At 71.1% G+C, this 25646-nt stretch carries 29 protein-coding genes; 16 read left to right on the top strand and 13 right to left on the bottom strand.

What is annotated here, in order from left to right:
* Positions 1 to 300: 300 nt before the first annotated feature.
* The gene (locus M8J73_RS07700; RefSeq protein ID WP_249828382.1) at positions 301 to 1500 is read left to right on the top strand and encodes an acyltransferase family protein; all 1200 of its coding nucleotides are present in this window, start codon (positions 301 to 303) and stop codon (positions 1498 to 1500) included.
* Between the two features lie 49 nt (positions 1501 to 1549).
* On the opposite strand, the gene M8J73_RS07695 is transcribed toward M8J73_RS07700, so the two are convergent.
* Positions 1550 to 2383, bottom strand: a complete 834-nt coding sequence (locus tag M8J73_RS07695; RefSeq protein ID WP_055538251.1) for an SDR family NAD(P)-dependent oxidoreductase — start codon at positions 2381 to 2383, stop codon at positions 1550 to 1552.
* A gap of 277 nt (positions 2384 to 2660) precedes the next feature.
* Here M8J73_RS07695 and M8J73_RS07690 point away from each other — a divergent pair, with 277 nt between their 5' ends.
* Both M8J73_RS07690 and M8J73_RS07685 read left to right on the top strand, forming a co-directional pair.
* On the top strand, positions 2661 to 3080 hold the full coding sequence (locus tag M8J73_RS07690; RefSeq protein ID WP_055538252.1) for an ATP-binding protein: 420 nt from the start codon (positions 2661 to 2663) through the stop codon (positions 3078 to 3080).
* Positions 3077 to 3628 (top strand): DUF6624 domain-containing protein, encoded by a 552-nt coding sequence (locus tag M8J73_RS07685; RefSeq protein ID WP_079054771.1) that lies wholly within the window; start codon positions 3077 to 3079, stop codon positions 3626 to 3628. The genes M8J73_RS07690 and M8J73_RS07685 overlap by 4 nt, the downstream gene beginning before the upstream one ends.
* A gap of 56 nt (positions 3629 to 3684) precedes the next feature.
* Here M8J73_RS07685 and M8J73_RS07680 read toward each other — a convergent pair whose 3' ends face one another.
* Positions 3685 to 4959: an FAD-dependent monooxygenase gene (locus M8J73_RS07680; protein WP_079054772.1), complete on the bottom strand. Its 1275-nt coding sequence runs from the start codon at positions 4957 to 4959 to the stop codon at positions 3685 to 3687.
* Positions 4959 to 6353, bottom strand: a complete 1395-nt coding sequence (locus M8J73_RS07675) for an MFS transporter (protein WP_055538253.1) — start codon at positions 6351 to 6353, stop codon at positions 4959 to 4961. Before M8J73_RS07675 ends, M8J73_RS07680 begins: the two co-directional genes overlap by 1 nt.
* A 102-nt stretch (positions 6354 to 6455) precedes the next feature.
* Here M8J73_RS07675 and M8J73_RS07670 point away from each other — a divergent pair, with 102 nt between their 5' ends.
* From M8J73_RS07670 to M8J73_RS07660, 3 genes are all read left to right on the top strand, one after another.
* Positions 6456 to 7088, top strand: coding sequence for a TetR/AcrR family transcriptional regulator (locus M8J73_RS07670; protein WP_055538254.1), 633 nt, complete (start codon positions 6456 to 6458; stop codon positions 7086 to 7088).
* A gap of 114 nt (positions 7089 to 7202) precedes the next feature.
* On the top strand, positions 7203 to 7640 hold the full coding sequence (locus M8J73_RS07665; protein ID WP_055538255.1) for a VOC family protein: 438 nt from the start codon (positions 7203 to 7205) through the stop codon (positions 7638 to 7640).
* Positions 7641 to 7778: 138 nt separating this feature from the next.
* Entirely contained in the window at positions 7779 to 8312 is a 534-nt protein-coding gene (locus tag M8J73_RS07660; RefSeq protein WP_055538256.1) for a GNAT family N-acetyltransferase, read from the top strand.
* Positions 8313 to 8376: 64 nt separating this feature from the next.
* Here the strand turns inward: M8J73_RS07660 and mraY are convergent, their stop codons facing one another.
* Complete coding sequence (gene mraY / locus M8J73_RS07655; RefSeq protein ID WP_249828381.1) at positions 8377 to 9444, bottom strand: phospho-N-acetylmuramoyl-pentapeptide-transferase; 1068 nt, start codon at positions 9442 to 9444, stop codon at positions 8377 to 8379.
* 340 nt (positions 9445 to 9784) lie between these two features.
* Between mraY and M8J73_RS07650 the strand changes: the two genes are divergently transcribed.
* Complete coding sequence (locus M8J73_RS07650) at positions 9785 to 10285, top strand: hypothetical protein (protein ID WP_055542466.1); 501 nt, start codon at positions 9785 to 9787, stop codon at positions 10283 to 10285.
* Positions 10286 to 10378: 93 nt separating this feature from the next.
* Here M8J73_RS07650 and M8J73_RS07645 read toward each other — a convergent pair whose 3' ends face one another.
* From M8J73_RS07645 to M8J73_RS07635, 3 genes are all read right to left on the bottom strand, one after another.
* Positions 10379 to 11347 (bottom strand): aldo/keto reductase, encoded by a 969-nt coding sequence (locus tag M8J73_RS07645; protein WP_249828380.1) that lies wholly within the window; start codon positions 11345 to 11347, stop codon positions 10379 to 10381.
* Positions 11348 to 11399: 52 nt separating this feature from the next.
* Positions 11400 to 12716, bottom strand: a complete 1317-nt coding sequence (locus tag M8J73_RS07640; RefSeq protein WP_055541089.1) for an MFS transporter — start codon at positions 12714 to 12716, stop codon at positions 11400 to 11402.
* Positions 12717 to 12870: 154 nt separating this feature from the next.
* Positions 12871 to 13476, bottom strand: a complete 606-nt coding sequence (locus tag M8J73_RS07635) for a LysE/ArgO family amino acid transporter (RefSeq protein WP_283946365.1) — start codon at positions 13474 to 13476, stop codon at positions 12871 to 12873.
* Positions 13477 to 13554: 78 nt separating this feature from the next.
* Between M8J73_RS07635 and M8J73_RS07630 the strand changes: the two genes are divergently transcribed.
* Positions 13555 to 14466: a LysR family transcriptional regulator ArgP gene (locus M8J73_RS07630; RefSeq protein WP_055541083.1), complete on the top strand. Its 912-nt coding sequence runs from the start codon at positions 13555 to 13557 to the stop codon at positions 14464 to 14466.
* A gap of 39 nt (positions 14467 to 14505) precedes the next feature.
* On the opposite strand, the gene M8J73_RS07625 is transcribed toward M8J73_RS07630, so the two are convergent.
* Positions 14506 to 15177, bottom strand: a complete 672-nt coding sequence (locus tag M8J73_RS07625) for an NUDIX domain-containing protein (RefSeq protein WP_055541084.1) — start codon at positions 15175 to 15177, stop codon at positions 14506 to 14508.
* A 101-nt stretch (positions 15178 to 15278) separates the two neighbouring features.
* Here M8J73_RS07625 and M8J73_RS07620 point away from each other — a divergent pair, with 101 nt between their 5' ends.
* From M8J73_RS07620 to M8J73_RS07610, 3 genes are all read left to right on the top strand, one after another.
* Entirely contained in the window at positions 15279 to 15953 is a 675-nt protein-coding gene (locus M8J73_RS07620; RefSeq protein ID WP_055541085.1) for an AIM24 family protein, read from the top strand.
* A 172-nt stretch (positions 15954 to 16125) separates the two neighbouring features.
* A complete protein-coding gene (locus tag M8J73_RS07615; protein WP_055541086.1) occupies positions 16126 to 16752 on the top strand; it encodes an alpha-ketoglutarate-dependent dioxygenase AlkB in 627 nt (208 codons plus the stop codon).
* 71 nt (positions 16753 to 16823) lie between these two features.
* Positions 16824 to 17186, top strand: coding sequence for a cupin domain-containing protein (locus tag M8J73_RS07610; RefSeq protein WP_055541087.1), 363 nt, complete (start codon positions 16824 to 16826; stop codon positions 17184 to 17186).
* A 124-nt stretch (positions 17187 to 17310) separates the two neighbouring features.
* Here the strand turns inward: M8J73_RS07610 and M8J73_RS07605 are convergent, their stop codons facing one another.
* Both M8J73_RS07605 and M8J73_RS07600 read right to left on the bottom strand, forming a co-directional pair.
* On the bottom strand, positions 17311 to 17631 hold the full coding sequence (locus M8J73_RS07605; RefSeq protein WP_055541088.1) for a hypothetical protein: 321 nt from the start codon (positions 17629 to 17631) through the stop codon (positions 17311 to 17313).
* A gap of 239 nt (positions 17632 to 17870) precedes the next feature.
* On the bottom strand, positions 17871 to 19109 hold the full coding sequence (locus M8J73_RS07600; protein ID WP_249828379.1) for an FAD-dependent monooxygenase: 1239 nt from the start codon (positions 19107 to 19109) through the stop codon (positions 17871 to 17873).
* Positions 19110 to 19446: 337 nt separating this feature from the next.
* Between M8J73_RS07600 and melC1 the strand changes: the two genes are divergently transcribed.
* On the top strand, positions 19447 to 19815 hold the full coding sequence (gene melC1 / locus M8J73_RS07595; RefSeq protein WP_055541969.1) for an apotyrosinase chaperone MelC1: 369 nt from the start codon (positions 19447 to 19449) through the stop codon (positions 19813 to 19815).
* 52 nt (positions 19816 to 19867) lie between these two features.
* Positions 19868 to 20695 (top strand): tyrosinase MelC2, encoded by an 828-nt coding sequence (gene melC2 / locus M8J73_RS07590; protein WP_055541968.1) that lies wholly within the window; start codon positions 19868 to 19870, stop codon positions 20693 to 20695.
* Here melC2 and M8J73_RS07585 read toward each other — a convergent pair.
* Both M8J73_RS07585 and M8J73_RS07580 read right to left on the bottom strand, forming a co-directional pair.
* Positions 20692 to 21414, bottom strand: a complete 723-nt coding sequence (locus M8J73_RS07585) for a ribonuclease H family protein (protein ID WP_055541967.1) — start codon at positions 21412 to 21414, stop codon at positions 20692 to 20694. The two genes, melC2 and M8J73_RS07585, sit on opposite strands and share 4 nt — an antisense overlap.
* A 64-nt stretch (positions 21415 to 21478) precedes the next feature.
* Complete coding sequence (locus M8J73_RS07580; protein WP_055541966.1) at positions 21479 to 22285, bottom strand: VOC family protein; 807 nt, start codon at positions 22283 to 22285, stop codon at positions 21479 to 21481.
* Positions 22286 to 22491: 206 nt separating this feature from the next.
* Here M8J73_RS07580 and M8J73_RS07575 point away from each other — a divergent pair, with 206 nt between their 5' ends.
* The 3 genes from M8J73_RS07575 to M8J73_RS07565 all read left to right on the top strand — a co-directional run bounded on the left by M8J73_RS07575 (position 22492) and on the right by M8J73_RS07565 (position 24884).
* Positions 22492 to 22929 carry a hypothetical protein gene (locus M8J73_RS07575; RefSeq protein WP_055541965.1) on the top strand — a complete coding sequence of 146 codons (438 nt, stop codon included), beginning with the start codon at positions 22492 to 22494 and terminating at the stop codon, positions 22927 to 22929.
* Positions 22930 to 23177: 248 nt separating this feature from the next.
* Positions 23178 to 23852: a thioredoxin-like domain-containing protein gene (locus tag M8J73_RS07570; protein WP_055542533.1), complete on the top strand. Its 675-nt coding sequence runs from the start codon at positions 23178 to 23180 to the stop codon at positions 23850 to 23852.
* Between the two features lie 120 nt (positions 23853 to 23972).
* Complete coding sequence (locus M8J73_RS07565; protein ID WP_055542532.1) at positions 23973 to 24884, top strand: SGNH/GDSL hydrolase family protein; 912 nt, start codon at positions 23973 to 23975, stop codon at positions 24882 to 24884.
* Between the two features lie 233 nt (positions 24885 to 25117).
* Here the strand turns inward: M8J73_RS07565 and M8J73_RS07560 are convergent, their stop codons facing one another.
* Positions 25118 to 25600, bottom strand: a complete 483-nt coding sequence (locus M8J73_RS07560; protein WP_055542531.1) for a VOC family protein — start codon at positions 25598 to 25600, stop codon at positions 25118 to 25120.
* Positions 25601 to 25646 lie beyond the last annotated feature (46 nt).

Below are 25646 nucleotides of genomic sequence, written 5' to 3'. Positions count from 1 at the left end.
CGTCGCGCGACGCGCCGCCGAAGTGTTCCCCGGCGGTGGCGAGTCGGCTCCCCCGCCACCACCCCCTTGAGGGTCGGCTCCCACTCCCCCGCGCCTCCGGGGCACGCTTTGACTCGCGCGCCTCGCTTCATTGTTCGGCCGCCGGAACAGCGCTGCCGAACAATGCCGCAGCCGTTGAACTCGGTGACGTCGCACCCAGACCTCACCAGAAGGAATCCCCTTCCGCACATGGAATCCCGACCCACCGTTCCCGTGACCCCCTCGTCGCCACGCTCAGTCGCGACACGATCACTCCCCGCCATGTGCTCGGCGGGTGTCTCCCGGCTGGGCTGGCTGGACGCGTTGCGTGGCATCGCCGCGCTCGTCGTGGTGTTCGACCACGCGTCGTACACCTTCATGGCGGACTTCCGGCGGGAGCTGATGCCGCAGTGCAACACCGGCCGCTACGGGATCATGGTGTTCTTCCTGGTGAGCGGCTACATCATCCCGGCTTCGCTGGAACGCCGGGGCTGCGTACGGACGTTCTGGATCGGGCGGGTCTTCCGTGTGTATCCGCTGTGGGCCGTCGTCGTCACGGTCCTGCTCGCCCTTCAGCTCTCCGGGCTCACCGAGTTGCGTGACGTCGGCGGGCAGAGCGCGATGTCCGTGGCCGTCGCCCACGCGACGATGCTCCAGGAGTTGCTGGGGACGCCCAGTCTCCTGCTCGTCCTGTGGACGCTGTCGTACGAGATGTCCTTCTACCTGCTGGTCGTCGCGCTCTTCACGGTGCGACTGCACCGGCGGTCCGCGGTGGTCGCCATCGTCCTGGCCGTGCTCGCCGCCGCGAGCGTCGCGGCGGGGGTGGTGCTGCCCCGCTCCGCGCTGTCCGGGATGGTCGGTACGGGACCGCTGATCGTGGTCGTCTCGACCACCATGGGGGTGGCGATCTGCTGTGCGAGCGCAAGGTCGCCCGTACTCCGGGTGCTCGGGGGCGTGTTGGGCGGAGTGCAGGCGCTCGTCCTGGTCGCGTTCAACGGCACGGTCCCCCTGTGGGAGGGCCTCGTGATTCTCGCCGTGATGTTCCTCGGCACGGCCGTGCACCGTGCAGAGCGGGCCCAGTGCGGCGGGCTTGTGGTGGCCGTCACCGCTGCCGTGGTGGTCGTCTGCGCCGTGGGGGGTGCCGCAGCGTACGGCGACGACGACCACTTCACACGGCGGGGCTGGATCGTCGCGTTCCTGCTCGCCGTGCTCACCTTCGGCGTCGGACTGCTCTCCCGCCGCCGACGCGTGCCACGCCTGCTGGTCGCCCTGGGCACGATCAGCTACTCGGTCTACCTGGTGCATCCACTGCTGCTGGCGGTCGTCGACGGCACGATCGGCCGGCGCGGACAGGACAGTCTCACGCTCGTCCTCGCCTTCTACGCGGTGCTGCTGCCCCTGTGTCTGCTGACCTACCGCCTCGTCGAGGCGCCGAGCCAGGAGTGGGGCCGCAGGCTGGCCCGCCGGATCCAACAGTCCTGATTGGTAGGGGAAGTGATCGCGTCATGGGTCGAGCTGTGCGACCCGGTCCTCAGTAGCCGTCCGGTGAGGGCGCGTTCTGGGCGCGGTCCACGGGCAGGTGGGCGCCGGAGACACCGCTCGCCCAGTCCGACAGCAGGAAGACCACCGTCCGTGCCACTTCGTGCGGGGTGACGGGCCTGCCGCCGGGCAGCTCCGCGCCCACGAACCGGTCGTACGCTCCCGGGTCCTCCCTGCGCAGACGGTCCCAGCGCCGGCCGGGGATCAGCATCGACCCCGGTGACACCGCGTTGACGCGGACGTTGTCAGGGCCCAGTTCGCGGGCGAGGGAGGCCGCCAGATGGATCTGGGCGCTCTTGGCCGCCCCGTACTGCGCGGGCCTTCCCGGTTTCCAGCCGGAGATCGAGCTGATCAGCACGACCGAGCCGCCGCCCGCGGCCCTCAGACACGGCAGCGCGGCGCGTACGAGGCGTACCGTGTGCCCGACGTTCAGGTCCCAGGTCGCCGCCCAGTCGGCGGCGTCCGCCTGCTCGAAACCACCGCCGCGCGAGCCGCCGACACAGGCCACGACGCCATCGAGGGTGCCGAAACGTTTCGCCGCAGTGGTGACGAAGTCCTCCAGCCTGCCCGGCTCGGTCACGTCCAGGTCCTCCGTGAGCAGACGGGCCCGCTCCTCACCCGGCAGGGACGCGTCCAGCGCCGCCAGGCCCGCCTTGCCCCGCGCGCAGGTCGCCACCCGGGCGCCCTCGGCGAGCAACAGCCGTACGATGCCCTCCCCCAGGCCACGGCTGCCGCCGGTGACCACGACCCGCTTGCCCCGCATGCCGGGCCACCCGGCACGGACGGACCGCTCCGCGTGGCGCGGTCCCTCGTCGACGTTCCCCATGGTGGCGAAGATATACAGCCCGCGTCACTACCCGCCCGCAACTGCACAACCCCTCCACCACCTGGTGTTTCGTGTGTCCGGTGCTGTTGTCTTCGACAACAGCACCGGCGGTCCGCCAGCGGCCGCCCCGAGCATCGAGGAGGACCCCGATGACGGCCGTCCGTGTCCGCGCACCCCGCCGACGGACCCCTGCCGCACCCGCATGCGACCCCGGCTGGAGCGTCCGTGACGTCCCGTCCGGCGGGGCGCCCGCAGGGGCGGACGCGGTGATGCTGCCTTGATCTCGCTCAAGAGGTCCCGGCTCGTCCGTCTCGCGGTGCCCGCGCGCCCGTCGTGCGCCGCCGGGGTGCGGCGTACGGTGGCCGCGCATCTCGCACGCTGGGACCTGTCCTCCATCGCCGACGATGCCGTGCTCGCCACGGACGAACTGTTCGCGAACGCGGTCCGGCACGCGAGCGCCGGGCCCGCCGACACCATCGCCGTCACCCTCGAATGCTCCGATCGCGCGTTACGGGTGACGCTCGCCGACCCCTCGCCCGCACAGCCCCGGCCCAGAGCGGTGGACAGCACCGCCGAGTCGGGGCGCGGGCTCGCCATCGTCGCCGCGCTGGCCGACGACTGGGGCACCGATCCGCCGGACGCGGACGACGTCGGCAAGCGGGTGTGGTTCTCGCTCGCCGTGCGGGAGCCGACGTGAGAGACGCACCGGCCAGGAAAGGCAGCCCCCTCATCGCCGTCCCCCCACAGCAGGTCCTGGCCGCCGAGTTGGTCCGCAGGGCCGAGGACGAGCGGCGACTGGCGAACGAGGCCCGGTCCGCCCCGACCGTCCGGGCCCGCACCCGTATCACCGAGTGCCGGGCCGGGAACGCGGACGCCCTCCACGCGATCGTCGCCCGCCATGGCTGGCCCACCGCCACCCTCGTCGGCGAGCCGGCCTCGACGGCCGCCCTGATGATCCTGCTGCACTCCCCCGACCTGGGCTTCCAGCTCACCTGCCGTGATCTGATCGCCGAGGCCGTCGCGGACGGCCGCTGCCCCGCCGTGCACCACGCCTATATCGCCGACCACTGCGCGGTCGAGCTGAGCCAGCCACAGTTCTACGGCACCCGCATCGATCCCGGCACGCTGTTCCCGTACCCGATCCGCCACCCCGAGACGGTCGACGAACGCCGCCACGACGTGGGGCTCGGCCCTCTGGCGGACCATTTGCGGGCGGTGCGGTTGGGGGTGAGCGGGGCGGTGTAGTGGTGTGGCGGGGTCCCGCGGATCGGCCGTTGTCCGTCCGCGCGCCTACCAGGCGTTCACGTCACGCTCGTACTCGTACTCGTACTCGTGCCCCTGCCCGTACTCGCGCTCACACCGTCGCTCGCGCTCGCGGGCAGTGCGAGGGCCGAGTGGGCGGGTCGCCCTTCCCCGGAGGGTTCCGCGGTGAGTGCGCGCAGCATGTCGTTGCGCCGTGCCAAGGACTCGGCGGTGGTCGGGAAGAGGGTGGCGTCGCCCTCGCCTACCTGGTTCTGGTTGATGGTCACGAACTCTCGGGTGGTCTGTGCGTAGGTGGCGAAGCTCGCGGCATGGTCGTCCCGGCCGGACAGGGAAGCAGCGAGCATGTACGCGCCGACGAGCGCGAGGCTGGTGCCCTGCCCGGTGAGGAACGACGGCGCGTACGCGGCGTCGCCCACCAGCGCGACCCTGCCGTCGGACCAGTTGGGCATGCGGATCTGGCTGACCCCGTCGAAGTACAGGTCGTCCGCGGCGCGCAGGGCGGTGAGGAGGTCCGGGACCCGCCATCCCGCGTCGGCGAAGACCTCGGCGACCAGGCCCCGTTGGGCCCACGGGTCCCGGAAGAGGTCGAACGGCGGTTCCGGGCGGGCGAAGGCCAGCAGGGCGTGCACCTGGCCGGTGTCGCCCGCGGCGTAGAGCGCGGCCGCCCTGCCCGGGGTGTTCCACAGCACGGTCTCGTGGGAGAGGCCGAAGGTGTCGCGCAGGGTGAACCCGGCGAAGCAGTAGCCGAGGTAGTGGTGGAACCGTTCCTCGGGGCCGAACAGGAGCGCGCGGGTACGGGAGTGCATACCGTCCGCGCCGAACACCAAGTCGAACGTACGCCCGCTGCCGCGGTGGAAGGTGACGTCGACCCCGTCGCCGGTCTGGTCGAGGGTGTCGATGGAGTCGTCGTACAGGAACTCCACGTCGTCCCGGACCGCCGTGTGGAGCACGTCGGTCAGGTCGCCGCGCGGCACCTCCAGATCCCCCGCGACTCCGCCGGTGACCGTGTGCGGGTCGACCGAGGCCACCTCGCGGCCGTCCCCGTCGAGGAAGGTCAGCCGGCGCAGGTCGACGTGCGCGTCCCGCAGCCGCGGCAGGACTCCCATTCTCCGGACGACTTCGACGGCGGTGCCGCGTACGTCGACGGGGTAGCCACCGCGACGCGGTGTGGCCGCCTTCTCGACCAAGGTGACGCGTAAGCCCTGGCGGTTCAGCCAGTACGCGAGGGTGAGCCCGGCGACGCCGGCCCCGGAGACGAGGACGTGGCGGGGCGGCGCGGGGCGAGGGTTCCGCAACCGATCAGTAGGGGGCATCACTTGACTCCTTCGTTCATGGTGCGGGTGAGCAGGAGCGCCAGCGCCGTCACGGCGCCCGCGACGACGAAGCCGGTGGCGAAGGCCGATTCGGCGGGTACGTGCGACCCGGCAGGGGTCCCGGCCGTGAGGAGCGCGCCGCTGAGCTGAACACCGACGGCGAACCCGATCACCCGGGTCACAAGGACCAGACCGGTGGCGATGCCGGTGTCGCCGTGTTCGACGGACGTGGCGGTGCCGGTCACCAGCGCCGTGACGCACAGGCCGTTGGCCAGCGCGATCAATGCCTTGCCGAGGACGAGGTGCCAGATCTCGGTGTGCACGGCCCCCAGGGCGACCAGGGCGACGGCCATCAGGACGATGCCGGTGGTGACCACCGGGCGCGTGCCGAAGCGCCTCGCCCCTATCCCGCCGAGCGGCCCGGCGAGGGACGCGGCCAGGGCGCCGGGCAGCAGGAAGAACCCGATCTCGGTGGCGCCGGCCCCGAAGCCGTACGCGTCGGTGGGCACCGCGAACAGCTGCGGGACCAGGTAGACCGCGGCCGACGTACCGACGCAGATCATGAACGTCAGCACGCACGACTTCCACACCTCGGGCCGTGCCAGCATCCGCAGATCGACCATGGGTGTGGCCGCACGACGCTCGACGGCCGTCCACCCGGTCGCGAAGGCGGCCAGCACCACGACGAGGGCGCCGACCATGAGGGGTCGGGAGCCGACGTCGGGTGCCGTCGCGAGGACGAGCATGAGTGTGACCAGAGTCCCGCTGAGAAGGACGAGGCCGGGCCAGTCGATGGCGACGCCGTCCGAACGGCCCGGCGGATCCTGCGGCATGAGCCCGTTCACCAGGACGGTGGCGCCGATGACCGCGATCGTCGGCAGCGCGAACATCCAGTGCCGCGACAGCCCTTCCGCGACGGGACCGGCCGACAGCGTTCCCGCCATCCCGCCCGCGACGAACAGTCCGCTGACCGTCCCGATGACCACCTTCGACTCGCCCGCGGGGAGATGGTCGCGCACCAGGATGAACGACAGGGGCAGCGCGCCCACCATCGCGCCTTGCAGCACCTGACCGAGCAGCAGCACCGGCAGGTTGGGCGCGAACGCCGACACCAGACCGCCGACGGACACCACCGCCATCAACCGGATCAGGACCCGTTTACCGCCGTAGCGGTCACCCAACGTGCCGGCGACCGGGGTGACGAGCGCGCCGGTGATCAGCAGCATGATGCTGAGCAACGCCCCTTCGGCGGGGCTCATCCCCAGTTCGCGTTGCAGGAGCGGGAGCGTCGGCGTCACCACCGACTCCAGGGCACCGGTGGCGACCGCCAGCGCGCCGAGAGCACCCACTGCGGCCCTCCCGATACGCGCCGGGGGAGCAAGAGTCGCGGTCATGAACGTCCTTTCCGTCAAAGCCGGGCGGGCGAGGGAACGGTCGTACGTGTGCAGCTCGCAACTACACTACACCGTGCAGTGTAGGACGGTTAGGATGTGGCCATGCCGACCACGAAGACCCTGCGTGAGGGGTCCACGCCCAAGCGGGCGGCCATCCTCACGGCCGCCCGGGAACTGTTCCTCTCCGACGGCTTCGACCGGTCCAGCGTCGACGCCGTCGCCGCCCGGGCCGGGGTCTCCAAGCGGACGGTGTACGACTACTTCGGAGACAAGCGGACCCTGCTGCAGGCAGTCGTCGACGCCGTCGGCCAGTCGCTGATCACCACGATCCGGAGCACCCTCGACGAGACCCTCACCGACCGCACCGGCGACGCCGACCTCGAGGACGCCCTGGTCGCGTTCTCGATGCGCATCGCGACCGACATGCTCGGCTCGGCGGAGTACGCGACGCTGCAACGTCTGGTCCGGGCGGAGTCCGGCCATCTGCCGCGACCGGGCTACAACTCCATGGCCGACACTCCCGACGAGGCGCTCGCCGAGCGGTTCGCCGCCTTCGGCGCGGCCGGGATGCTCGACGTCCCCGATCCCCGTCTCGCGGCCGACCAGTTCATCGCGCTGACCTTCGGTGTCGCGCTGGACCGGCTCGGTTCCGCGAACGCGGCGCAGGACGACCGGGTCCGGCCCCTGCTGGTGGAGGGGGTGCGGACGTTCCTGCGGGCCTACCGCCCCAGGTAGGCGGAGGCCGACGCGGGAGGGCGGCCGCGGCCCGGGGCGCCGCCACGCTCCCCCCGGTCGTACCCCCGCCGAATTCCCTTCGCGCGTCCGCGCGGCAGGCGTTATGGTGCGCCGATGTCCTCCTCGATCAAGAAGTTCCAAGTCACCTTCGACTGCGCCGATCCCGAGCGCCTCGCCCGCTTCTGGTGCGAGGTGCTGGGGTACGTCGTACCGCCGCCGCCGGAGGGATTCCCGACATGGGACGCGTACGACCGCTCGCTGCCGCCCGAGCGACAGGGCCAGGGATTCGCGTGCAGCGATCCCACAGGTGTGGGCCCCCGCCTGTACTTCCAGCGCGTACCCGAGGGCAAGGTCGTGAAGAACCGGGTGCATCTGGACGTGCGGGTCGGCACCGGGCTCGTGGGTGACGAACGCCTGGCCGCTCTGGAGGCCGAGTGCACGCGGCTCGTCGCGCTCGGCGCGGTCCGCGAGCGCCTGCTGCGGGCCGACGGCGTCTACGAGTCGTGCATCGTCATGCGGGACATCGAGGGCAACGAGTTCTGCCTCGACTGAGCGTCGACTGGGTCGGGCGTACCACCGCCGGGCGCCTGGAGCCCGCCGCCCCCGGGCGCCCGGAGCTCGCAGCCCGGAACCCGGAGCCCCGCCGATTATCGCTCGCGGCACGGTCCAAGATCACCATAGGCTGGCCCGATGTCCGAACTGCCAACCGAACGACTCCTGTTGCGCCCGTGGCGGGAGTCCGATCTCGCCCCCTGGGCGGCCATGAACGCCGATCCAGAGGTGCGCGCGTACTTTCCGGAGCTGCTCACGACCGAGCAGAGCGATGCGTCCGTCGCCGGATTCCAGGCCGATCTCGACCGGCGGGGCTGGGGATGGTGGGCCGTGGAGGTGCGGGCCACCGGAGAGTTCATCGGGTTCACCGGGCTGGATCCGGTGGAGGACGACATGCCGTTCACCGGCGTGGAGGCGGGCTGGCGCCTGGCGCGTACGGCATGGGGCCACGGCTACGCCACGGAGGCGGCCCGTGCCGCCGTGGACTTCGGCTTCCGGCGCCTCGACCTCGACGAGGTGCTCGCGGTGACGGTGGCCACCAACCTCCGCTCACGGGCGGTGATGCGCCGCATCGGCATGGCCCATGACCCGGCCGACGACTTCGACGACCCGGGCATGCCGGAAGGTCCGCTGCGCCGCAGCGTGGTCTACCGGGTCGGGCCGACCCTGTAACCGCCGGGCAGCCGACGGGACTTCGCCGCGCCCCGTCGGGTCGGTCGGCCTGTCAGCCGGCAGATCAGCCCGCCGCCCAGCCCGTGTAGAAGAGGCCGAGGCCGACGATCACGCAGATGCCCTGGATGGTCCAGAAGCGGACGACGACCAGGACTTCGGACCAGCCCTTGAGTTCGAAGTGGTGTTGCAGCGGGGCCATCCGGAAGACCCGTCGGCCGGTCAGCTTGAACGAACCGACCTGGATGATCACGGACAGGGTGATCAGGACGAAGAGCCCGCCGAGCACCACGAGCAGCAGCTCGGTGCGGGAGCAGATGGCGAGGCCCGCGAGCGCGCCGCCGAGGGCGAGCGACCCGGTGTCGCCCATGAAGATCTTGGCCGGTGAGGTGTTCCACCACAGGAACCCGAAGCAGGCGCCCATCAGCGCGGCGGCGACGACGGCCAGGTCGAGCGGATCGCGGACCTCGATGCAGGAGGCGGGGTCGGTGAGTTCCATGGCGTTGGCGCAGGAGTTCTGGAACTGCCACAGACCGATGAAGGTGTAGCCGCCGAAGACCATGACGGACGCGCCGGTCGCCAGTCCGTCCAGTCCGTCGGTGAGGTTCACGCCGTTCGACATGGCGAGGATCATGAACAGTGCCCAGACGACGAACAGGACCGGCCCGATGGTCCAGCCGAAGTCCGTGACGAAGGACAGCTTGAGCGAGGCGGGTGTCTGGCCCCGCTCGTCCGCGAACCGGATGGCCAGCACGGCGAAGACGATGCCGACGATCAGCTGGCCGGCCATCTTCGCCCCGGCCCGCAGCCCCAGCGAACGCCGTTTGACGATCTTGATGTAGTCGTCGAGGAAGCCGACGACGCCCATGCCCGCCATCAGGAACAGCACCAGGACACCGGGGTAGGTGGGTGCCTCACCGGTGAGGATCTTGGTCAGGGCGTAGGCGACCACGGTGGCCAGGATGAAGGCGATGCCGCCCATGGTCGGGGTGCCGCGCTTGCTGGCGTGCTCGCGGGGGCCGTCGTCGCGGATGTACTGGCCGTATCCCTTGCGGGCCAGCAGCTTGATCAGCAGGGGTGTGCCGATGAGCGTCAGGAACAGGCCTATGGCCCCGGCGTACAGGATCTGGTTCATGGGTCGGCGGTCTCCCCCTCGGCCTCACTCTGGTCGGCGACCGCCTCGTCGAACTCGCGGGCGGTCACGGACGACACCCTATGCCGACGCTCGATCTTCGCCCGAAGGCGGGTAGTTGACCGCCGGGGCCGGTCCCTCGCAGGCCATCGCCACTGGCGGTGCCGGGGGCCGGCGACCGCGGACCGGGGTCCTACCAACCGGTACGACCTTCCGGCAGCCGTCGCGACCTTCCGCCAGCCGGCGCGCCCCGCCGTCGCGAGTGTGATTCGGTGTGACCCGCCGTCAGCGCTCGGCGGAATCGGCTTGGGGGGCCGGTCGTGGAGCTGAGAGACTGCACGCCATGGCCTCGCTCACTCCCGCACGCGCCCTGCTGATGCTGACCACCGGGCTGACCTGTCTGCTCATGGCGGGCGGCGCTCTCATCGGCGCGCTGCTCGGCGGTGGCCTCGTCGCGCTGGGCGCGGCGGTGTGCGCGGGTCTGGTGGGCATGGTGGGGTCGCTCATCGTGCGGCGGCGGGCGATGGCGCACTTCGCCATGGCGCAGCGTCAGGCGGGGCAGCGGGGATACGCCGAGGGGATCGCGCACGGGGTGCTCATCCATGTGACCGCGTACGAGGCCGCGGTCTTCCCCCGTACCGGGCCGTTCGGGGTGACCGCCGAGGAGCGTGAGGCCCGGCGCACGATCGCGTACCGGATGGCCGCCCTGGACGAGGTGCCGCAGCGGGTGCGGCTGGCCGCGGCGGACGCTCTCGCGCTGCTGGACAAGACCGACCGGGAGGGCGCCGAGGAGGCGCTGACCCGGCTCGCCACGACCGTGCGCCAGGAGTACACCCGGCCCTGACCCGCCCTCCGGGCGGACATCCGCGCACCGACCGTCGATCGGTTCGGCCCGCGGACGCCCGCACCCTGCGTCTCGTCCAGGGGCGGACGGGGCTCAGTGGCCGCTGATCGCGCGGGGCGTGTAGGGCCGCTCCAGCTCCTCGATCTCCTTCTCGGTGAGGGTGATGTCGAGGGCGGCCACCGCGTCGTCGAGGTGGTGGGGCTTGGTGGCGCCGACGATGGGGGCGGTGACGGTGGGCCGGCCCAGCAGCCAGGCGAGGGCGATCCGGGCGCGGGGGACGCCGCGCTCGCCGGCGATCCGGGTGACCGCGTCGACGGTCTCACGGTCGCCCTCCTGGTAGAGGGTCCTGCCGAAGTTGTCGGCCTCGGTGCGTTCGGTGACGGTGCCCCAGTCGCGGGTGAGACGTCCGCGGGCCAGCGGGCTCCAGGGCAGCGTGGCCACGCTCTGGTCCTCGCACAGCGGCAGCATCTCCCTCTCCTCCTCGCGGTAGAGGAGGTTGTAGTGGTTCTGCATGGACACGAACCGCGTCCAGCCGTTCGTCCGGGCCGTGTACTGCATCTTCGAGAACTGCCACGCGTACATGGAACTCGCCCCGATGTAGCGGGCCTTGCCCGCCTTCACCACGTCGTGCAGGGCCTCCATCGTCTCCTCGACCGGAGTGTTCGGGTCGAAGCGGTGGATCTGGTAGAGGTCCACGTAGTCGGTGCCGAGGCGGCGCAGGCTGTTGTCGATCTCCGTCATGATCGCCTTGCGGGACAGCCCCCAGGCGTTGGGGCCCTGGTGCATGGCGCCGTTGACCTTGGTGGCGATCACGATCTCGTCGCGCCGCGCGAACTCGGCGAGGGCGCTGCCGACGATCTCCTCGCTGGTGCCGTCGGAGTAGACGTTCGCCGTGTCGAAGAAGTTGAGCCCGGCGTCCAGCGCCCGACGGATCAGCGGGCGGGACGCCTCCTCGTCCAACGTCCACTCGTGCGTGCCTCGATCGGGGAGCCCGAAACTCATGCATCCCACGCAGATCCGGGACACGTCCAGACCCGTCGAACCGAGCTTCACGTACTCCATCGTCAGTACTCCTGCCTGTGGGGTGTGCGCCTGACGGGCAGCGTACGCAGGATCAAGGGCGTTCCTCCCCCGATATCCGGTAGCGCCGCAGGGCCGGGGTGACCGTCGCGAGGAGCAGGACGGCAGCGACGACCAGCAGGCCGCCGCCCGCCACGGCCGTACGGGCGCCGAAGGCCGAACCGGCGGTGCCGTGCAGGACGTCGGCGAGGCGGGGGCCGCCGGCCACGACCACGGTGAAGACGCCCTGCATGCGGCCGCGCATCTCGTCGGTGGCGGCGGACAGCAGGATGGCGCCGCGGAACACCATGGACACCATGTCCGCGACACCGGCGGCGACGAGGAACGCCACGGCGACCCACAGGCTGGTGCTCAGCCCGAACCCGGTGATGGCCGCGCCCCAGGCCAGGACGGCGAGGATGACCATCAGGCCGTGCCGGGACGAACGGGAGAAGGTGCCGGACGTCAGCCCGCCGAGGACGGCCCCGATCGGGATGGCGGCGAACAGCAGGCCGAGGGCCAGCCCTTCGCCGTAGGGGGCGTACGTGGTGTCGGCGAGCTGCGGGAACAGGGCGCGCGGCATGCCGAGGACCATCGCGATGATGTCGGCGAGGAACGACAGCAACAGCACCTTGTGCAGGGCGATGTAGCGGAAACCGGCGGCGACCTCCCGCCAGCCGGCGCGCCGCGTCGTGGAGGAGTCCAGGGGCGGCAGGGCGGGCAGCTTGTGGACCGCCCACAGGGTGACGCACAGGGCGAGGGCGTCGATCAGATACAGCTCGGCCAGGCCGATCACCGGGATGAGGGCGCCGGCGAGCAACGGGCCTGCCACCAGGCCGAGTTGCATCACGGTCGAGCCGAGGGCCGCCGCCGCGGCCAGTTCACCGGCGGGGACGAGACGGGCGATGGAGGCGTTGCGGGCGGGTGAGTTGAGGCCGAAGAACGCCTGCTGGACGGCGAGGAGCACCATCAGCACCCACACCGACGCGAGGCCGGTGACGGCCTGGACCCAGAACAGCACCGACGTGACGGCGATCCCGGTGTTGGTGACCAGGAGCAGGGTGCGGCGGTCCACGCTGTCGGCGACGGCACCTCCCCACAGCGCGAAGATCACCATGGGGAGGAGTCCGGCGAGGCTCGCGTAGCCGACCCAGGCCGAGGAGCCGGTGATGTCGTAGATCTGCTTGGGCACGGCGACGGCCGTCATCTGACTGCCGACCGCCGTGACGACGGTGGAGGACCACAGACGCCGGTAGGCGGGGCGGCGCAGCGGGCGGGTGTCCATCGCGAAGCGGCGCCAGCCGCCGCGGGGCACGGCCTCGGAGTCGCCTTCCGGGGTGGTCTCGTCGCCGGTGCTCTTGGTGGTGTCCACGCGCATCCCGTTGCTCGATACATCTTTTGACAAGGGCACCACTATCGCGGAGATCACCACCGCCGGGACAGCCGGTTTCTCCGATGTCTCACATGCTGTCGTCGAGGGCGCGCCCACCATTCCCGGTGCCGCCGACGATGCGCCGCTCCCCCGCTCACGCCCCGACGATCAGCATGCCGCCGAGGACGAGCATGGTGACGGCGACCAGGCCGTCCAGGGCGCGCCACGCCTCGGGGCGGGACAGGTAGCGGCTGAGGAGTCGGGCGCCGAACCCGAGGGCGGCGAACCAGCACAGGCTCGCCAGGGCCGCGCCGATGCCGAAGGTCCAGCGCAGGGGGCCACGGTCGGCGGCGATGGAACCGACCAGGAAGACGGTGTCGAGGTAGACGTGCGGGTTCAGCCAGGTCAGCGCCAGACAGGTGAGGACGGCCCGGCGCACCGAGCCGGCCGTTCCGCCGCCGGCCCGCAGCGCCTCACCGGCGGGCCTGAGCGCGCGCCGTGCGGCGAGGATGCCGTACACGATGAGGAAGCCGCCGCCGACGAGAGCGACCGCGGTGAGGACGGCCGGCCAGGCGACGACCACGGCGCCGACCCCGGCGACGCCGAGCGCGATCAGCACCGCGTCGGACAGGGCGCAGATCGCCACGACCGGGAGCACCGCGTCCCGGTGCAGTCCCTGACGCAGGACGAAGGCGTTCTGGGCGCCGATGGCGACGATGAGGGAGAGGCCGGTGCCGAATCCGGCGCTGAGGGCGGTCATTTCGCTGATCACAGGGTCGACGCTAGGAAATCCGGCGCCATTCGTACAGCTAAGGATTCTTACGTATCATTAGCCATCGTGATGTCCCAGCTTCCGCTCGATCTCGTCCGGACCCTGCTGGCCGTGGTGGACGAGGGCACGTTTGACGCCGCGGCCGGCGCGCTGCATGTGACGCCGTCGGCGGTCAGCCAGCGGGTCAAGGCCCTGGAGCAGCGTGTGGGCCGGGTCCTGCTGATTCGGGAGAAGCCGGTACGGCCCACCGAGTCGGGCGAGGTGATCGTGCGGTTCGCACGCCAGCTGTCCCGGCTGGAGCACGACGCGCACGCCGCGCTCGGCATGACGGGCACCGTCGAGGCGACCCGGGTGTCGATCGCGGTGAACGCGGACTCGCTGGCCACCTGGTTCCTGCCCGCCCTGACCCGGGTGCCGGAGGAGCTGCGGCCCTTTTACGAGCTGCTGCGCGAGGACGAGCAGCACACGGCCCGGCTGCTGCGCGAGGGGCTGGTGATGGCCGCGGTCACCTCGGCGCCGGACGCCGTGGCCGGCTGCTCCGTGCGGGCCCTCGGGCGGATGCGGTATCTGCCCGTCGCGGCTCCGACCTTCGCCCGGCGGTGGTTCGGCGGCGGATCGGAAGTGCCGCTGGAGGAGGCGATCGTCGACGCGCCGGTGGTGTTCTTCGACCGGCGGGACGAGTTCCAGGACGCCTTCGTACGGCGGCTGACCGGAGGCCGCCCTGCCTCGGCGCGACGGCACTACGTGCCGACGTCGGAGGGCTTCGTCGACGCGGTGGCCGGCGGGATGGGCTGGGGGATGGTGCCCGCCACCCAGGCGGAGCCGCTGCTCGCGGCGGGACGGCTGGTCGGCCTGGCCCCGGAGCGGGCCATGGACGCCCCGCTGTTCTGGCAGCAGTGGAAGCTGGACTCCCCGGCACTGACCGCGGTGGCCGAAGCGGTCGCCGCCGAGGCCGCCGAGGCACTGGAGGGCGCCTGACGGCCACGGCGTCCATCAGAAGGGCCCCAGCTAGGGGGATCACGTCTTGAACGGGCCCTCCAGCGCCGCCCATTGCAGCAGCATGATGGTCTTGGCGTCGGCGATCTCCCCGCTGCGGATCATCTCCAGGGCGCGCCGGAAAGGCAGTTCGACGAGTTCGATGTCCTCGCCCTCCTCCTCCAGACCGCCGCCCTCGTGGGTGCGGGACGAGGGGCTGTACGGGGCGGCGAAGAAGCTGATCCGCTCGGTGACGGAGCCGGGGCTCATGTAGACGTCGAAGACGTGCTGGATGTCGCCGATCGTGTGTCCCGTCTCCTCGACGACCTCACGGCGCACGGCGACCTCGGGATGCTCGTCCTCCTCGTCGAGCAGGCCGCCCGGCGTCTCCACGAGCATGCCGTCGGTGTGGCCGTTGACGTACACGGGATAGCGGAACTGCCGGGTGAGGAGGACGGTTTCGCGTGCGGTGTCGTAGAGCAGGACGGTGGCGCCGTTGCCCCGGTCGTGCGTCTCGCGTTCCTGGGTGCTCCACGTGCCGTCGGCGTGCTGGAAGTCGAAGGTGGTGGTGCGCTCCACGTACCAGTGGCAGGACAGCAGTTTCACGTCCCGCACCCTGACCCGCGGGTTGCCGGTGAGGCCGAGGCCCGTGCGGTCGAGTCCGGTGCGGCCCCGCCGGTCGGGGATGTCGACGCCGACGTTCTTCTTGGTCATGCCCGCTTTTACCATTCCGCTCCGAACGGTGCCAGGCACCTCAATCCCCCTGCTCCGCGCGTCGCTTGGCGGAATCCGGGGCTCCGGGCCAGCATGCCGGTATGAAGAGCGATCTTTTCTCCAACGAGCACATGGTCCAGCCGGCGTACGCGCCGGGGATGAGTGTGCAGAACGCCAAGTCCATCAAGTACGCCGTCAACGGTGAGATGCTCGCGCGGCAGGGCGCGATGATCGCCTTCCGGGGGAACCTGCAGTTCGAACGCAAGGGTCAGGGCGTGGGCGGCATGCTCAAGCGCGCCGTCACCGGGGAGGGCCTGCCGCTGATGGCGGTGCGGGGTCAGGGTGAGGCCTGGTTCGCCCACGAGGCGCAGAACTGCTTCATCGTCGACATCGAGCCGGGCGATGTGTTCACCGTCAACGGGCGCAACGTGCTGTGTTTCGATGCCACGCTGTCGTACGAGATCAAGACGGTGAAGGGCGCCGGCATGACCGGTGGCGGGCTGTTCAACAGCGTGTTCACCGGCCAGGGGAAGCTGGGGCTCGTCTGCGACGGCAACCCGCTCGTCATCCCGGTCTCGCCGCAGCTCCCGGTGTTTGTCGACACGGACGCGGTGGTCGGCTGGACGGCCCACCTGCACACGTCGCTGCACCGCTCCCAGTCGTTCGGCTCGATGCTCCGCGGCGGCTCCGGGGAGGCCGTGCAGCTGAAGCTGGAGGGCGAGGGATTCGTGGTCGTACGGCCGAGCGAGGTGACGGCGCAGGCCCAGCAGCACTGACGAGAACGCGGACCCGGCAGCGCCGGTGAGGGCACATTTCTGTCGGCGCCGCGACGAGCGCGTAGTCACAGAGGCGCTACGGAGGGTCGACGAGGGAGCCCGGTCACCTACGCGACGTTCGACACGAACCCGTGATCGAACAGGCTTTCTATTGTCGAGGTAGGCTGTTGCTATGGCCATGCACCTCCAGGGCTCCCTCTTCGACCAGTCCGACGACCTCCGCCTCGGCCCCCTCGACGGGCTGAGGCGGCGCGAGCTTGGCGCCGGCGCCTGGGTCGATCTGCTGCCCGGCTGGCTCACTGGCGCCGACACACTGTTCACACGGCTCGCCGAGGAGGTGCCCTGGCGGGCCGAGCGGCGGCAGATGTACGAGCAGGTCGTCGACGTACCCCGGCTGCTCTCCTTCTACGGCGTCGACGACCCGCTGCCGCACCCCGTCCTGGAGGAGGCCCGGGACGCGCTCTCCGCCCGCTACGCCGAGGAACTTGGCGAGCCGTTCGCCACGGCGGGGCTGTGCTACTACCGCGACGGCCGGGACAGCGTGGCCTGGCACGGCGACCGGATCGGGCGAGGCGCCCGCGAGGACACGATGGTGGCCATCCTGTCCGTGGGCGACCCCCGCGATCTCGCCCTGCGCCCGCACGGCGGCGGGGAGGCACTGCGCTTCCCGCTGGGGCACGGCGATCTGATCGTGATGGGCGGCACCTGCCAGCGCACCTGGGACCACGCGATCCCGAAGTCGACCCGGGCGGTGGGGCCGCGCATCAGCGTCCAGTTCCGGCCGCAGGGTGTGCACTAGGAGGCGTGCACGGTGAGTGAGTCATGCGTGCCGATCGGCACCCCCATGAGTAGCTGCTAGCGTCCCGCCCCGTGAACGACAGCGTGTACGTGGGCAGGGCGGGCAAGGATGCGGCGCTGGACCGGGGGTGGATCCTCGGCCATTTCAAGGACATCGGCGACCCGCGCCACAGCGAGGCCGTGGAGATCAAATGGGGTGTCCACCCTCGCGGCGACGAGCGAGCGCAGTGGGTCACGGGTGAGGAACGAACGGCTCTCCTGGTCCTTGTCAGCGGCCGCTTCCGCGTGGAACTCCCCGGGCGCAGCGTGCTCCTGGAAGAGCAGGGTGATTACGTCGTGTGGGGGCGCGGAGTCGACCATTCCTGGTTCGCGGAGGAGGAGTCGGTGGTGCTGACCGTCCGATGGCCGTCCGTGCCCGGCTACGCGGCGCCGTGAACCGCGCCCCCAGACGATCCGCCCGAGCGCCGGTCCCCGGGCCGGGGGTGAGGCGCCAGTATCCGTACGGGTTGTGGAAGAAGTCGTCCTCCTCGTAGCGCTCACATGCGAGGCGGTTCATGATCTAGCGGGGTGCGTCCGGAGAGATACGGAATCCTTCCCCGTCCCGGGCCCCGCGGGCCGGCTGCTCGGTCAGCAGGTGGTACCTGGTGGTGTCCATGGTGGTCAGCCACTCACCGAACCGCTCCGGCTCCGCGATGCGCCCGGGTGCGGGTGCCACGTCGGCTTCGCCGAGGAGATGCGTCCCGCAGCTGTAGAACACGTCCCCGTCGCAGAGAGCCTGCACCACCCACGCCTGGTCGAGCACGCTCGCCGGGTCGTACGCGTTCTCGGCGGGGGCCGCCTGTTCCGCAAGGTCCAGCCATCGCTTGCGGCCGCAGGTCACACCGCTGGATTCTCACCTCCGCGTCAACCCGATGACGCATGGTGAGGAACCTCGCCTGTTCGCCGCGTTCGAAGCGAGGCCGGCGCCGCGGTGATACGCGGCGGCCGTCGGGACTGCCGACGTACGGCGAGGATGCGGCCACCAAGAAACGAGCCCCCGGGCGCGGCGGTGCCAGGCCGCGCCCGGGGCACACGAGCTGGGATCTACGACTCAGGCCTGCGCCGCAGGCGCCGCTTCCGTCACCGGTGGAGCCCCTGGCGGGCGCTCTCCTCCTGGGTCGCGAGCGCGCGGGACTGGGAGGTGCGGGCCAGCTTCGGGCCCAGCCAGCGCTTGAGGCGGCGCAACGCCTCCAGTCGGCCGGCGGCGCGGTCGAGACGGTAGTAGAGCTGCGGCGGTACGTACGGCAGCAGCGGCGAGTGCCGCTGGCCGAGCAGGGCGAACATCTGCTCCGGGGGGAGATGGATGTAGCGCGGGAGGTTCTCGTACCACTGGGCGCTGTAGCGGGCCGCGCTCTGGAGCCGGAGGAGGTCGGCCTTGCGCCGGCGCTCGTACGCGGCGAGCGCGGCCTCCTTGTCCGGCTGCGCCCCGAGTTCCCGCGCCAGGCAGATGGCGTCCTCCAGGGCGAGGGTGGTGCCGGCGCCGATGGAGTAGTGGGTGGTGTGGGCGGCGTCGCCGAGCAGGACGATGTCGCCGTGGCGCCAGGTGCGGTTGGTCAGGGTGCGGAAGGTGAGCCACTGGGCGGCGCCGTCGCCCTTCTCCCGGCCGATCAGCGGGTGCCCGTCCAGGATGTCCGCGAAGATCTTCTCCAACTGGGCCAGGCCGTCCGCCTCGCCCATGCCGTCCAGACCGAGGCCGGCGAGCGTCTGGGGGGAGCACTCGATGACGCAGGTGCTCTGCTCGCCGCTGAACGGGTAGCCGTAGGCCCAGATCCAGCCGTGGTCGGTCTCCTGGAACGAGAACATGAACGAATCGAAGACCTTGGTGGTGCCGAGCCAGATGTAGGCGTTGCGGCCGAGGGCGATGTCGCTGCCGAACCGATCGGCGTACCGCTCGCGCACCGCGCTGTTGACGCCGTCACCCGCCACCACCAGGTCGGCGTCGGGCAGGTCGTCGGCGGCGACCTCGTGCTCGTACTCCACGCGCACCCCGAGGGACCGGGCGCGTTCGGCGAGCAGTTCGAGCAGTCGGTGCCGGCCGATGCCGAAGCCCTCGTCGCCGGGCTGGACCGTCGTGCGGTCACGGACATGGGCCACCCCGCTGGTCCAGCTGACGGAGTTCTCGCTGATGGCGAGGGCCGTCTCGGGGTCTCCTTCGCGGAGCTTGTCCAGTAGCTCGGACCAGTAGGTCACGCCCCAGCCGTAGGTGGATCCGGCGGGGTTCCGTTCATGGACGGTGATGTCGTGGGACGGGTCCTGACGCTTCATCAGGATCGAGAAGTACAGGCCTGCGGGTCCGCCGCCGACGCACGCGATCTTCACGCACACTCCCATTTCGCTGCGCAAAGCGATCAATTGACCACGAAGAGTAGCAGCGCGGGGGCCGTCCGGGTTCGCGTCACTTTGCGCGCGTGACGTCGGCCACGACGATCACACCACCGCCGCAAGATCATCGGCAGCGAGCGCCCCATCGGGCGGAATATCTCCCTCCATGCGCGCCCGGGAGCCCCTCACAGCAAGATCATCTTCGTTCAAGCTTGTACGACATGTGCTTAATTGTCCGGATCACGGCCAACCGACTTTCTGTGATTTCTCCGGTGATCCACTCGGTGGATAGGCATGACGGGTCAACGCAGTCCCCCTCCCAGGAGGTATCCGCATGTCTGAAATGACCCGTCGTCATGTCCTCGGGGCCGGAGCCGGAGCCGCCGTCGCGGTGGCCGTGACGGCCGGCCTCTCCGCCCCGGCCGCCGTCGCCGACGACCACGACCACCACGGCGGGCCCGAGGCCTTCGACGAGGTCTACCGGGGGCGCCGGATACAGGGCAGGGCGACCGCGGGCGGCGGCCACCACCACGGCGCGGGCTACGCCGTGTTCGTCGACGGGGTCGAGCTGCACGTGATGCGGAACGCCGACGGCAGCTGGATCAGCGTCGTCAGCCACTACTCCCCCGTGCCGACCCCGCACGCCGCCGCACGCGCCGCGGTCGACGAACTCCAGGGCGCCCGTCTCGTCCCCTTCAACTGACCGCACCCGCACCACCACGAGTACCACCAGCACCACGAGGAGCCGCGCACCCATGACCATACGCAAGAACCAGGCCGCCCTGACCGCCGACGAGAAGCGACGCCTCGTCGCCGCGCTGATCGAGCTGAAGCGCTCCGGCCGCTACGACGCCTTCGTCACGACGCACAACGCGTTCATCCTCGGCGACACCGACAACGGCGAGCGGACGGGCCACCGCTCGCCGTCCTTCCTGCCCTGGCACCGCAGATTCCTGCTGGAGTTCGAGCGGGCCCTGCAGTCCGTGGACCCGACGGTCGCCCTGCCCTACTGGGACTGGACGACGGACCGCACTCCGCGTGCCTCGCTCTGGGCGCCGGACTTCCTCGGCGGCACCGGCCGCAGCCGTGACGGACAGGTGATGGACGGGCCGTTCGCCGCGTCCACCGGGAACTGGCCGATCAATGTGCGCATCGACGGGCGCACCTTTCTGCGCCGCGCCCTCGGGAGCGCGGTGCGGCAGCTGCCGACGCGGGCCGAGGTGGAGTCCGTCCTCGCGATGCCGACGTACGACATGGCGCCCTGGAACAGCGCGTCGGACGGGTTCCGCAACCATCTGGAGGGCTGGCGGGGCGTCAACCTCCACAACCGCGTGCACGTGTGGGTGGGCGGCCAGATGGGGACCGGGGTCTCCCCCAACGACCCGGTCTTCTGGATGCACCACGCCTACATCGACAAGCTGTGGGCGGAGTGGCAGCGCCGCCACCCGGGCTCCACGTACCTGCCGGCGGCCGGCACCCCGAACGTGGTGGATCTCGACGAGACCATGAAGCCGTGGAACGACACGACCCCTGCCGCGCTGCTCGACCACACCCCGCACTACACGTTCGACACGGCCGGCTAACCGGCTTCGGTCCGCTCCGCCGTACGGCACTCCGGGTGACCCCAGCCCTGGTCGTTCTTGGCGATGGGCTCGCCCGCCGCGTAGGAGCGGCCGCACACACAGCGGCCGGGGAACTTCGCCTTGATCGTGCGCGACGACGACGAGGACGACCCGGACCTGCCACCGGCCTTGCCGGGCCGCTTCTTCGCCGGGGCCCGGCGGGCGGGGACCGTGTCGGGTGCGGCCGGGGGCTCCGGGGAGCCCAGTTCGCTGCCGGCGGGCTCCTGGACGGTGGCCGCCTGGCTCGCCGCGCGGTCGGCGAAGTCGTTGAGGCGGTCGCCGTCGACCTGGTGGGCGGGGACGTAACGGAACTCGACCGTGCGGCCGGCGAGCAGCTCGTCGATGCGGACGACCAGCTCCTGGTTGGCGACCGGCTTACCGGCGGCGGTCCGCCAGCCGTTGCGCTTCCAGCCGGGCAGCCAGGTGGTGACCGCCTTCATCGCGTACTGGGAGTCCATCCGGATCTCGATCGGGACGTCCGGGTCGGTGGCGGCCAACAGCCGCTCCAGCGCCGTCAGTTCGGCGATGTTGTTGGTGGCTCTGCCCAGCGGGCCGGCCTCCCAGCGGGAGGGGATCTCGTCGACCTCGGCCACCACCCAGGCCCAGCCCGCTGGTCCGGGGTTTCCCTTGGACGCTCCGTCACAGGCGGCCACAACACGTTCCGGCATGGCGTCGATCATGCCATGCGCGGGGGTGCGGTCCCGTCCACGGGCCCCGCTCCCCCGCCCCTGCCGTGCGGTCGGCTCAGTCCACGGCGCTCAGCTTCGGCATCTCGCCCTGGGTGTTGGTGACGTCGATCACCGAGAACGAGGCGCCCTGCGGGTCGCTGAGCGCCGCGAAGCGACCGAAGGGGGTGTCCATCGGGCCGAAGCGGAGGACGCCGCCCAGCTTGGTGGCCTTGGCGACCGCGTCGTCGCAGTCGGCGACGGTGAAATAGACGTTGATGTACGACGGGACCTCGGGCGGGAAGTCGTCGGTCATCTTCATCCGGCCGATCAGCGGATCCTCCCCCAGGTCGAAGACCCGGAAGTCCATGTCGGGTGCGTCGGGGGCCTCCATCTGCCGGGCCCGGTAGCCGAAGACCGCCGGGAAGAAGGCGTCGGACTTCTCCACGTCGCGGGTGAAGATCTCGGCCCAGGCGTAGGCGCCGGGCACTCCCATCGCCTCGAAGCCCTCGTGGAGGCCCGCCTGCCAGACGCCGAAGACGACGCCGTCCGGGGAACGCGCGAGGAGCATGGACCCGAATTCGCCGACCTGCATCGGGTCCATCAGCAGTTCGCCGCCGTGTTCACGGATCCGGGCGCCGGTGGCGTGCACGTCGGAGGAGGCGAAGTACAGGCACCAGGCGGACTGGCCCTCCTGGCCGGGCATCGGCGGGACCACCGCGGCCACCGCCTTGCCGTCCGCGTACGCCTGGGTGTAGTTGCCGTACTCGGAGGACGCCTCGCCGAACGTCCAGCCCAGTACGTCGCCGTAGAAACTCTTGGCCCCCTCGATGTCGCCGAACATCGCGTCGACCCAGCAGGGGACTCCCTCGGGGCGTGCGGCCATGGCTGCCACTCTCCTCGGTTCGACAGGTGGTTTCCGCGGGTCTCACGCTAGCCAGAGGCCGCTTGGATCGCGCGCCGAACGGGACAGACCGCATGAAATCGCTCCGCCGGGGAGCGAGAGGGCCGGGGCGGAACCACGGCTGGGGGTCTTCTGATAATTTCGGCGACGCTCGCACTCCTGTTCACTCGACTCTTCAGGTGCGCCCCATGTCCGGCCGACCGTTCCGACGCACGGCGATGCCGTGCGCCCGCGACCGGTGGGCGTACGCCGTGGTCGTCGTCTCCCTGGCGCTGGCCGCGTTCGTGCTGTCCTGTGTGGGCTCGCCTCCCGGTGAGGGGGCGCGGAGGGCCGGTCCCGCGTTCACGGGGCCGGTGTTCTCCGGTGCGGCGACGGCGGGAGCGTCCGTCGTGGCGGCGCGGGCCGACCACGCGGAGCACGACCCGTGCGAAGAGGGCCCCGGACACGACTGCCACTCGTCCGACCCGCGGGCCGTTCTCGGCCACGCGCCGCTGCCGGGCGCCGACCACAGCACCGTGCCCTGGCAGCCCGCCACCGGGCCCGCCGTGTCGGCGCTCGACCCGGCCCGGGCGCCCGGCCGGGCCCGTCCGCCCGACCTCCACGTCCTGCAGTTGCTCCGCGTCTAGGGCCCTTCTGATGGATCTCCGCGGCGTCGCGACGCCCGGCACGCCCTCTCGCCGCACCGCGCGAAAGCCCAAGTACATCCAGTACGAGGGCTTCCGCGCGGCACGCCGAGAGCACGCACCGGACGCCGCTCCTTCTCCCGCGGAGATCCATCAGAAGCGCCCCAGGCCGCCGCGCCGCACCCGAGACACCGAAGACGACTCGCAGCACCGCCTGCCCCGGGAGGGCACGGCGGGGAGAGGGACATCCCGTGGCCACATCCAAGGCGAAGACCGGCAAGAACCCCAAGGGCAACAAGGAGAGCGGCAAGAACAGGGAGGCGGCGCGGCGCGCCCGCGTCGAGGAGATACGCAAGGCCGAGCAGGCCCGTGAGCGGCGGATGCGTCTGCTCACGCTCGGCGTCACCACGGTGATCCTCGCCGGGCTCGTCGGCGGCGGCTGGTTCCTGATCGACGCCGCGCAGGACAAGGAAGAGGCGAAGGCCGCGCCGGTCGACGGCGTGAAGAGCTGGTCGAAGCTCACCCAGAACCACGTCAACGGGACCGTGGACTACAAGATGAGCCCCCCGGTGGGCGGCGACCACAACCAGGTGTGGGTGAACTGCGACAAGCAGGTGTACACCAAGGCCGTGCCGAACGAGAACGCGGTGCACGGGCTGGAGCACGGCGCGGTGTGGGTGACGTACAACGACAAGGCGGCGAAGGCGGACGTCGAGTCGCTGTCCGACCTCGTGAAGAAGACGTCGTACACCTTCATGAGCCCGTACGAGGACCAGTCGTCGCCGATCGTGCTGAGCGCGTGGGAGCACCAGCTGAAGGTGGACAAGGCGTCCGACCCGCGGGTGCAGAAGTTCCTCGACAAGTACGTGCAGGGCGAGCAGACGCCGGAGCCGGGTGCCGCGTGCTCGGGCGGTATGACGCCGTGAGGTGAGCGTGCGGGGGCGTCCGGCAGGCCGGGCGCCCTCGTGGCCGATGAAGGGCTTCCGCCTTGTGCCGGGCTGTGCTTGCCTGGTGAGCCGTTTCGGTGGCCGGGGCGGGAGTCGCGCATGCGCAAGCCGTGGAGGATGGGAGTGGCGGGGGCGGTGCTGTCCGCGCTGCTGCTCGGCGGGTGCGGGGATCCGCAGTCGCCCCCGGACGAGGCGCCCTCGGCCCCGGACGCGTCGCCGACCACACGACAGCGGGCGGCCACCGCCTCCCCGGGCACGCCCGCCGCGAAGCCCGCGCCCGAGGTGCTGTACCTCGGGGACTCGATCGCCACGGAGAACCAGAAAGTCCTCGGCGACCTGCTGAAGGACGAACTGCACGCCCGGTACACGGCCGTCCCCTACTCCGGTACGACCCTGTGCGACTATCTGGAGGGCACCGCCGACCGGTCGCTCGTGCCGGCCGCGGACAAGGCGGCGGCGCTGGTGCGACGGCTGCGCCCGGACTACGTGGTGCTGCAGTTCTGGGGCAACGCGTGGGACTACACGCCGTGCATGGACGGCGTCACCTACGGCGAGGACCGCGCCGAGTACTTCTCCCGGTACGCGGCCGCGGCCGAGCGCCTCACCGACCAGATCGCGGGGGCGGGCGGCACACATCGGCCGACCATCGTGTGGGTGCTCCAGGGGCCGGACCCGATGACCCCGGACCGGGTCCGCCGGGTGAACGCGCTCTATGAGAAGCAGGCGGGGGCCTCCGGTGACCTCGTCGCCGACGCGGGCAAGGCCGTGAGCCCGGCGTCCGGGCGCTACACATGGGCGCAGTACCTGCCCTGCACCGCGTACGAGCGCACACACGACGGCTACTGCACCCAGCCGGACCGGGGCCGCACGGCCGTCCACCACGACAAGGACCTGCTGCACTTCTGCCTGGCCCCGACGACGTCGAAGCCGCGGCCGTGCCCGGTGCGCTCCCCCGGGGTCACGCGGATGGCCCGGGAGATCACCCGGGCCATCGCCGAGGCGCGGTCCTAGCCCGGCCGCCGGACTGTCCTGGCCCTGGCGGGTCCGCCGCTCGGGCGCCGGTCGCTACCGAACTCTTGCCCAGTGCTCCACCCTTCAGGGTGGAGGTGTCTCACCGGTCGGCAGTGGCCCGTGAAACAGGAACCCGAGGTGGTACCGCGATGGGGGTCCCCCTTGCTCGAGCGAAGCCGAGAGCTTGGGGGAGGTACGGACCGGAATCTCCTGCCCCCGGGCAGGGGAGGGCGTCAATCGCCCGCGTACGCCTTCTCCAGGGCGGCGATGTCCAGTTTGCCCATCGACATCATCGCCGCGTTCGCGCGGGACGCCCGCTGCGGGTCGGGGTCGCTGATCATCTCCATCAGCCGGGTGGGGATGACCTGCCAGGACACCCCGAACCTGTCCTTGAGCCACCCGCAGGGGCCCGGCTCGCCGCCGTCCTCGGTCAGCTTGTTCCAGTAGTGGTCGACCTCGTCCTGGTCCGCGCAGAAGACCTGGAAGGAGATGGCCTCGGTGAACTTGTACTGAGGGCCGCCGTTGAGGGCGAGGAACCGCTGGCCGTTGGCCACGAATTCCACGGTGAGGACGGTCCCGGCCGGAAGCGGCGCGCCCTCGGGGTAGTGGGTGACCCGGCCCAGCCGGGAGTTCTTGAAGATCGAGACGTAGTGGGCGGCCGCTTCCTCGGCCTGGCCGTCGAACCACAGGCAGGTGGTGAAACCGTCGCTGGACATGTGCGCCTCCTCGGGCGGGATGTGTCGTCACCCCTGTCGACCGATC

The sequence above is a fragment of the Streptomyces neyagawaensis genome (genome assembly GCF_023516595.1).
GTDB lineage: Bacteria > Actinomycetota > Actinomycetes > Streptomycetales > Streptomycetaceae > Streptomyces > Streptomyces neyagawaensis.
This window is presented reverse-complemented; position numbering and strand designations above follow the sequence as displayed.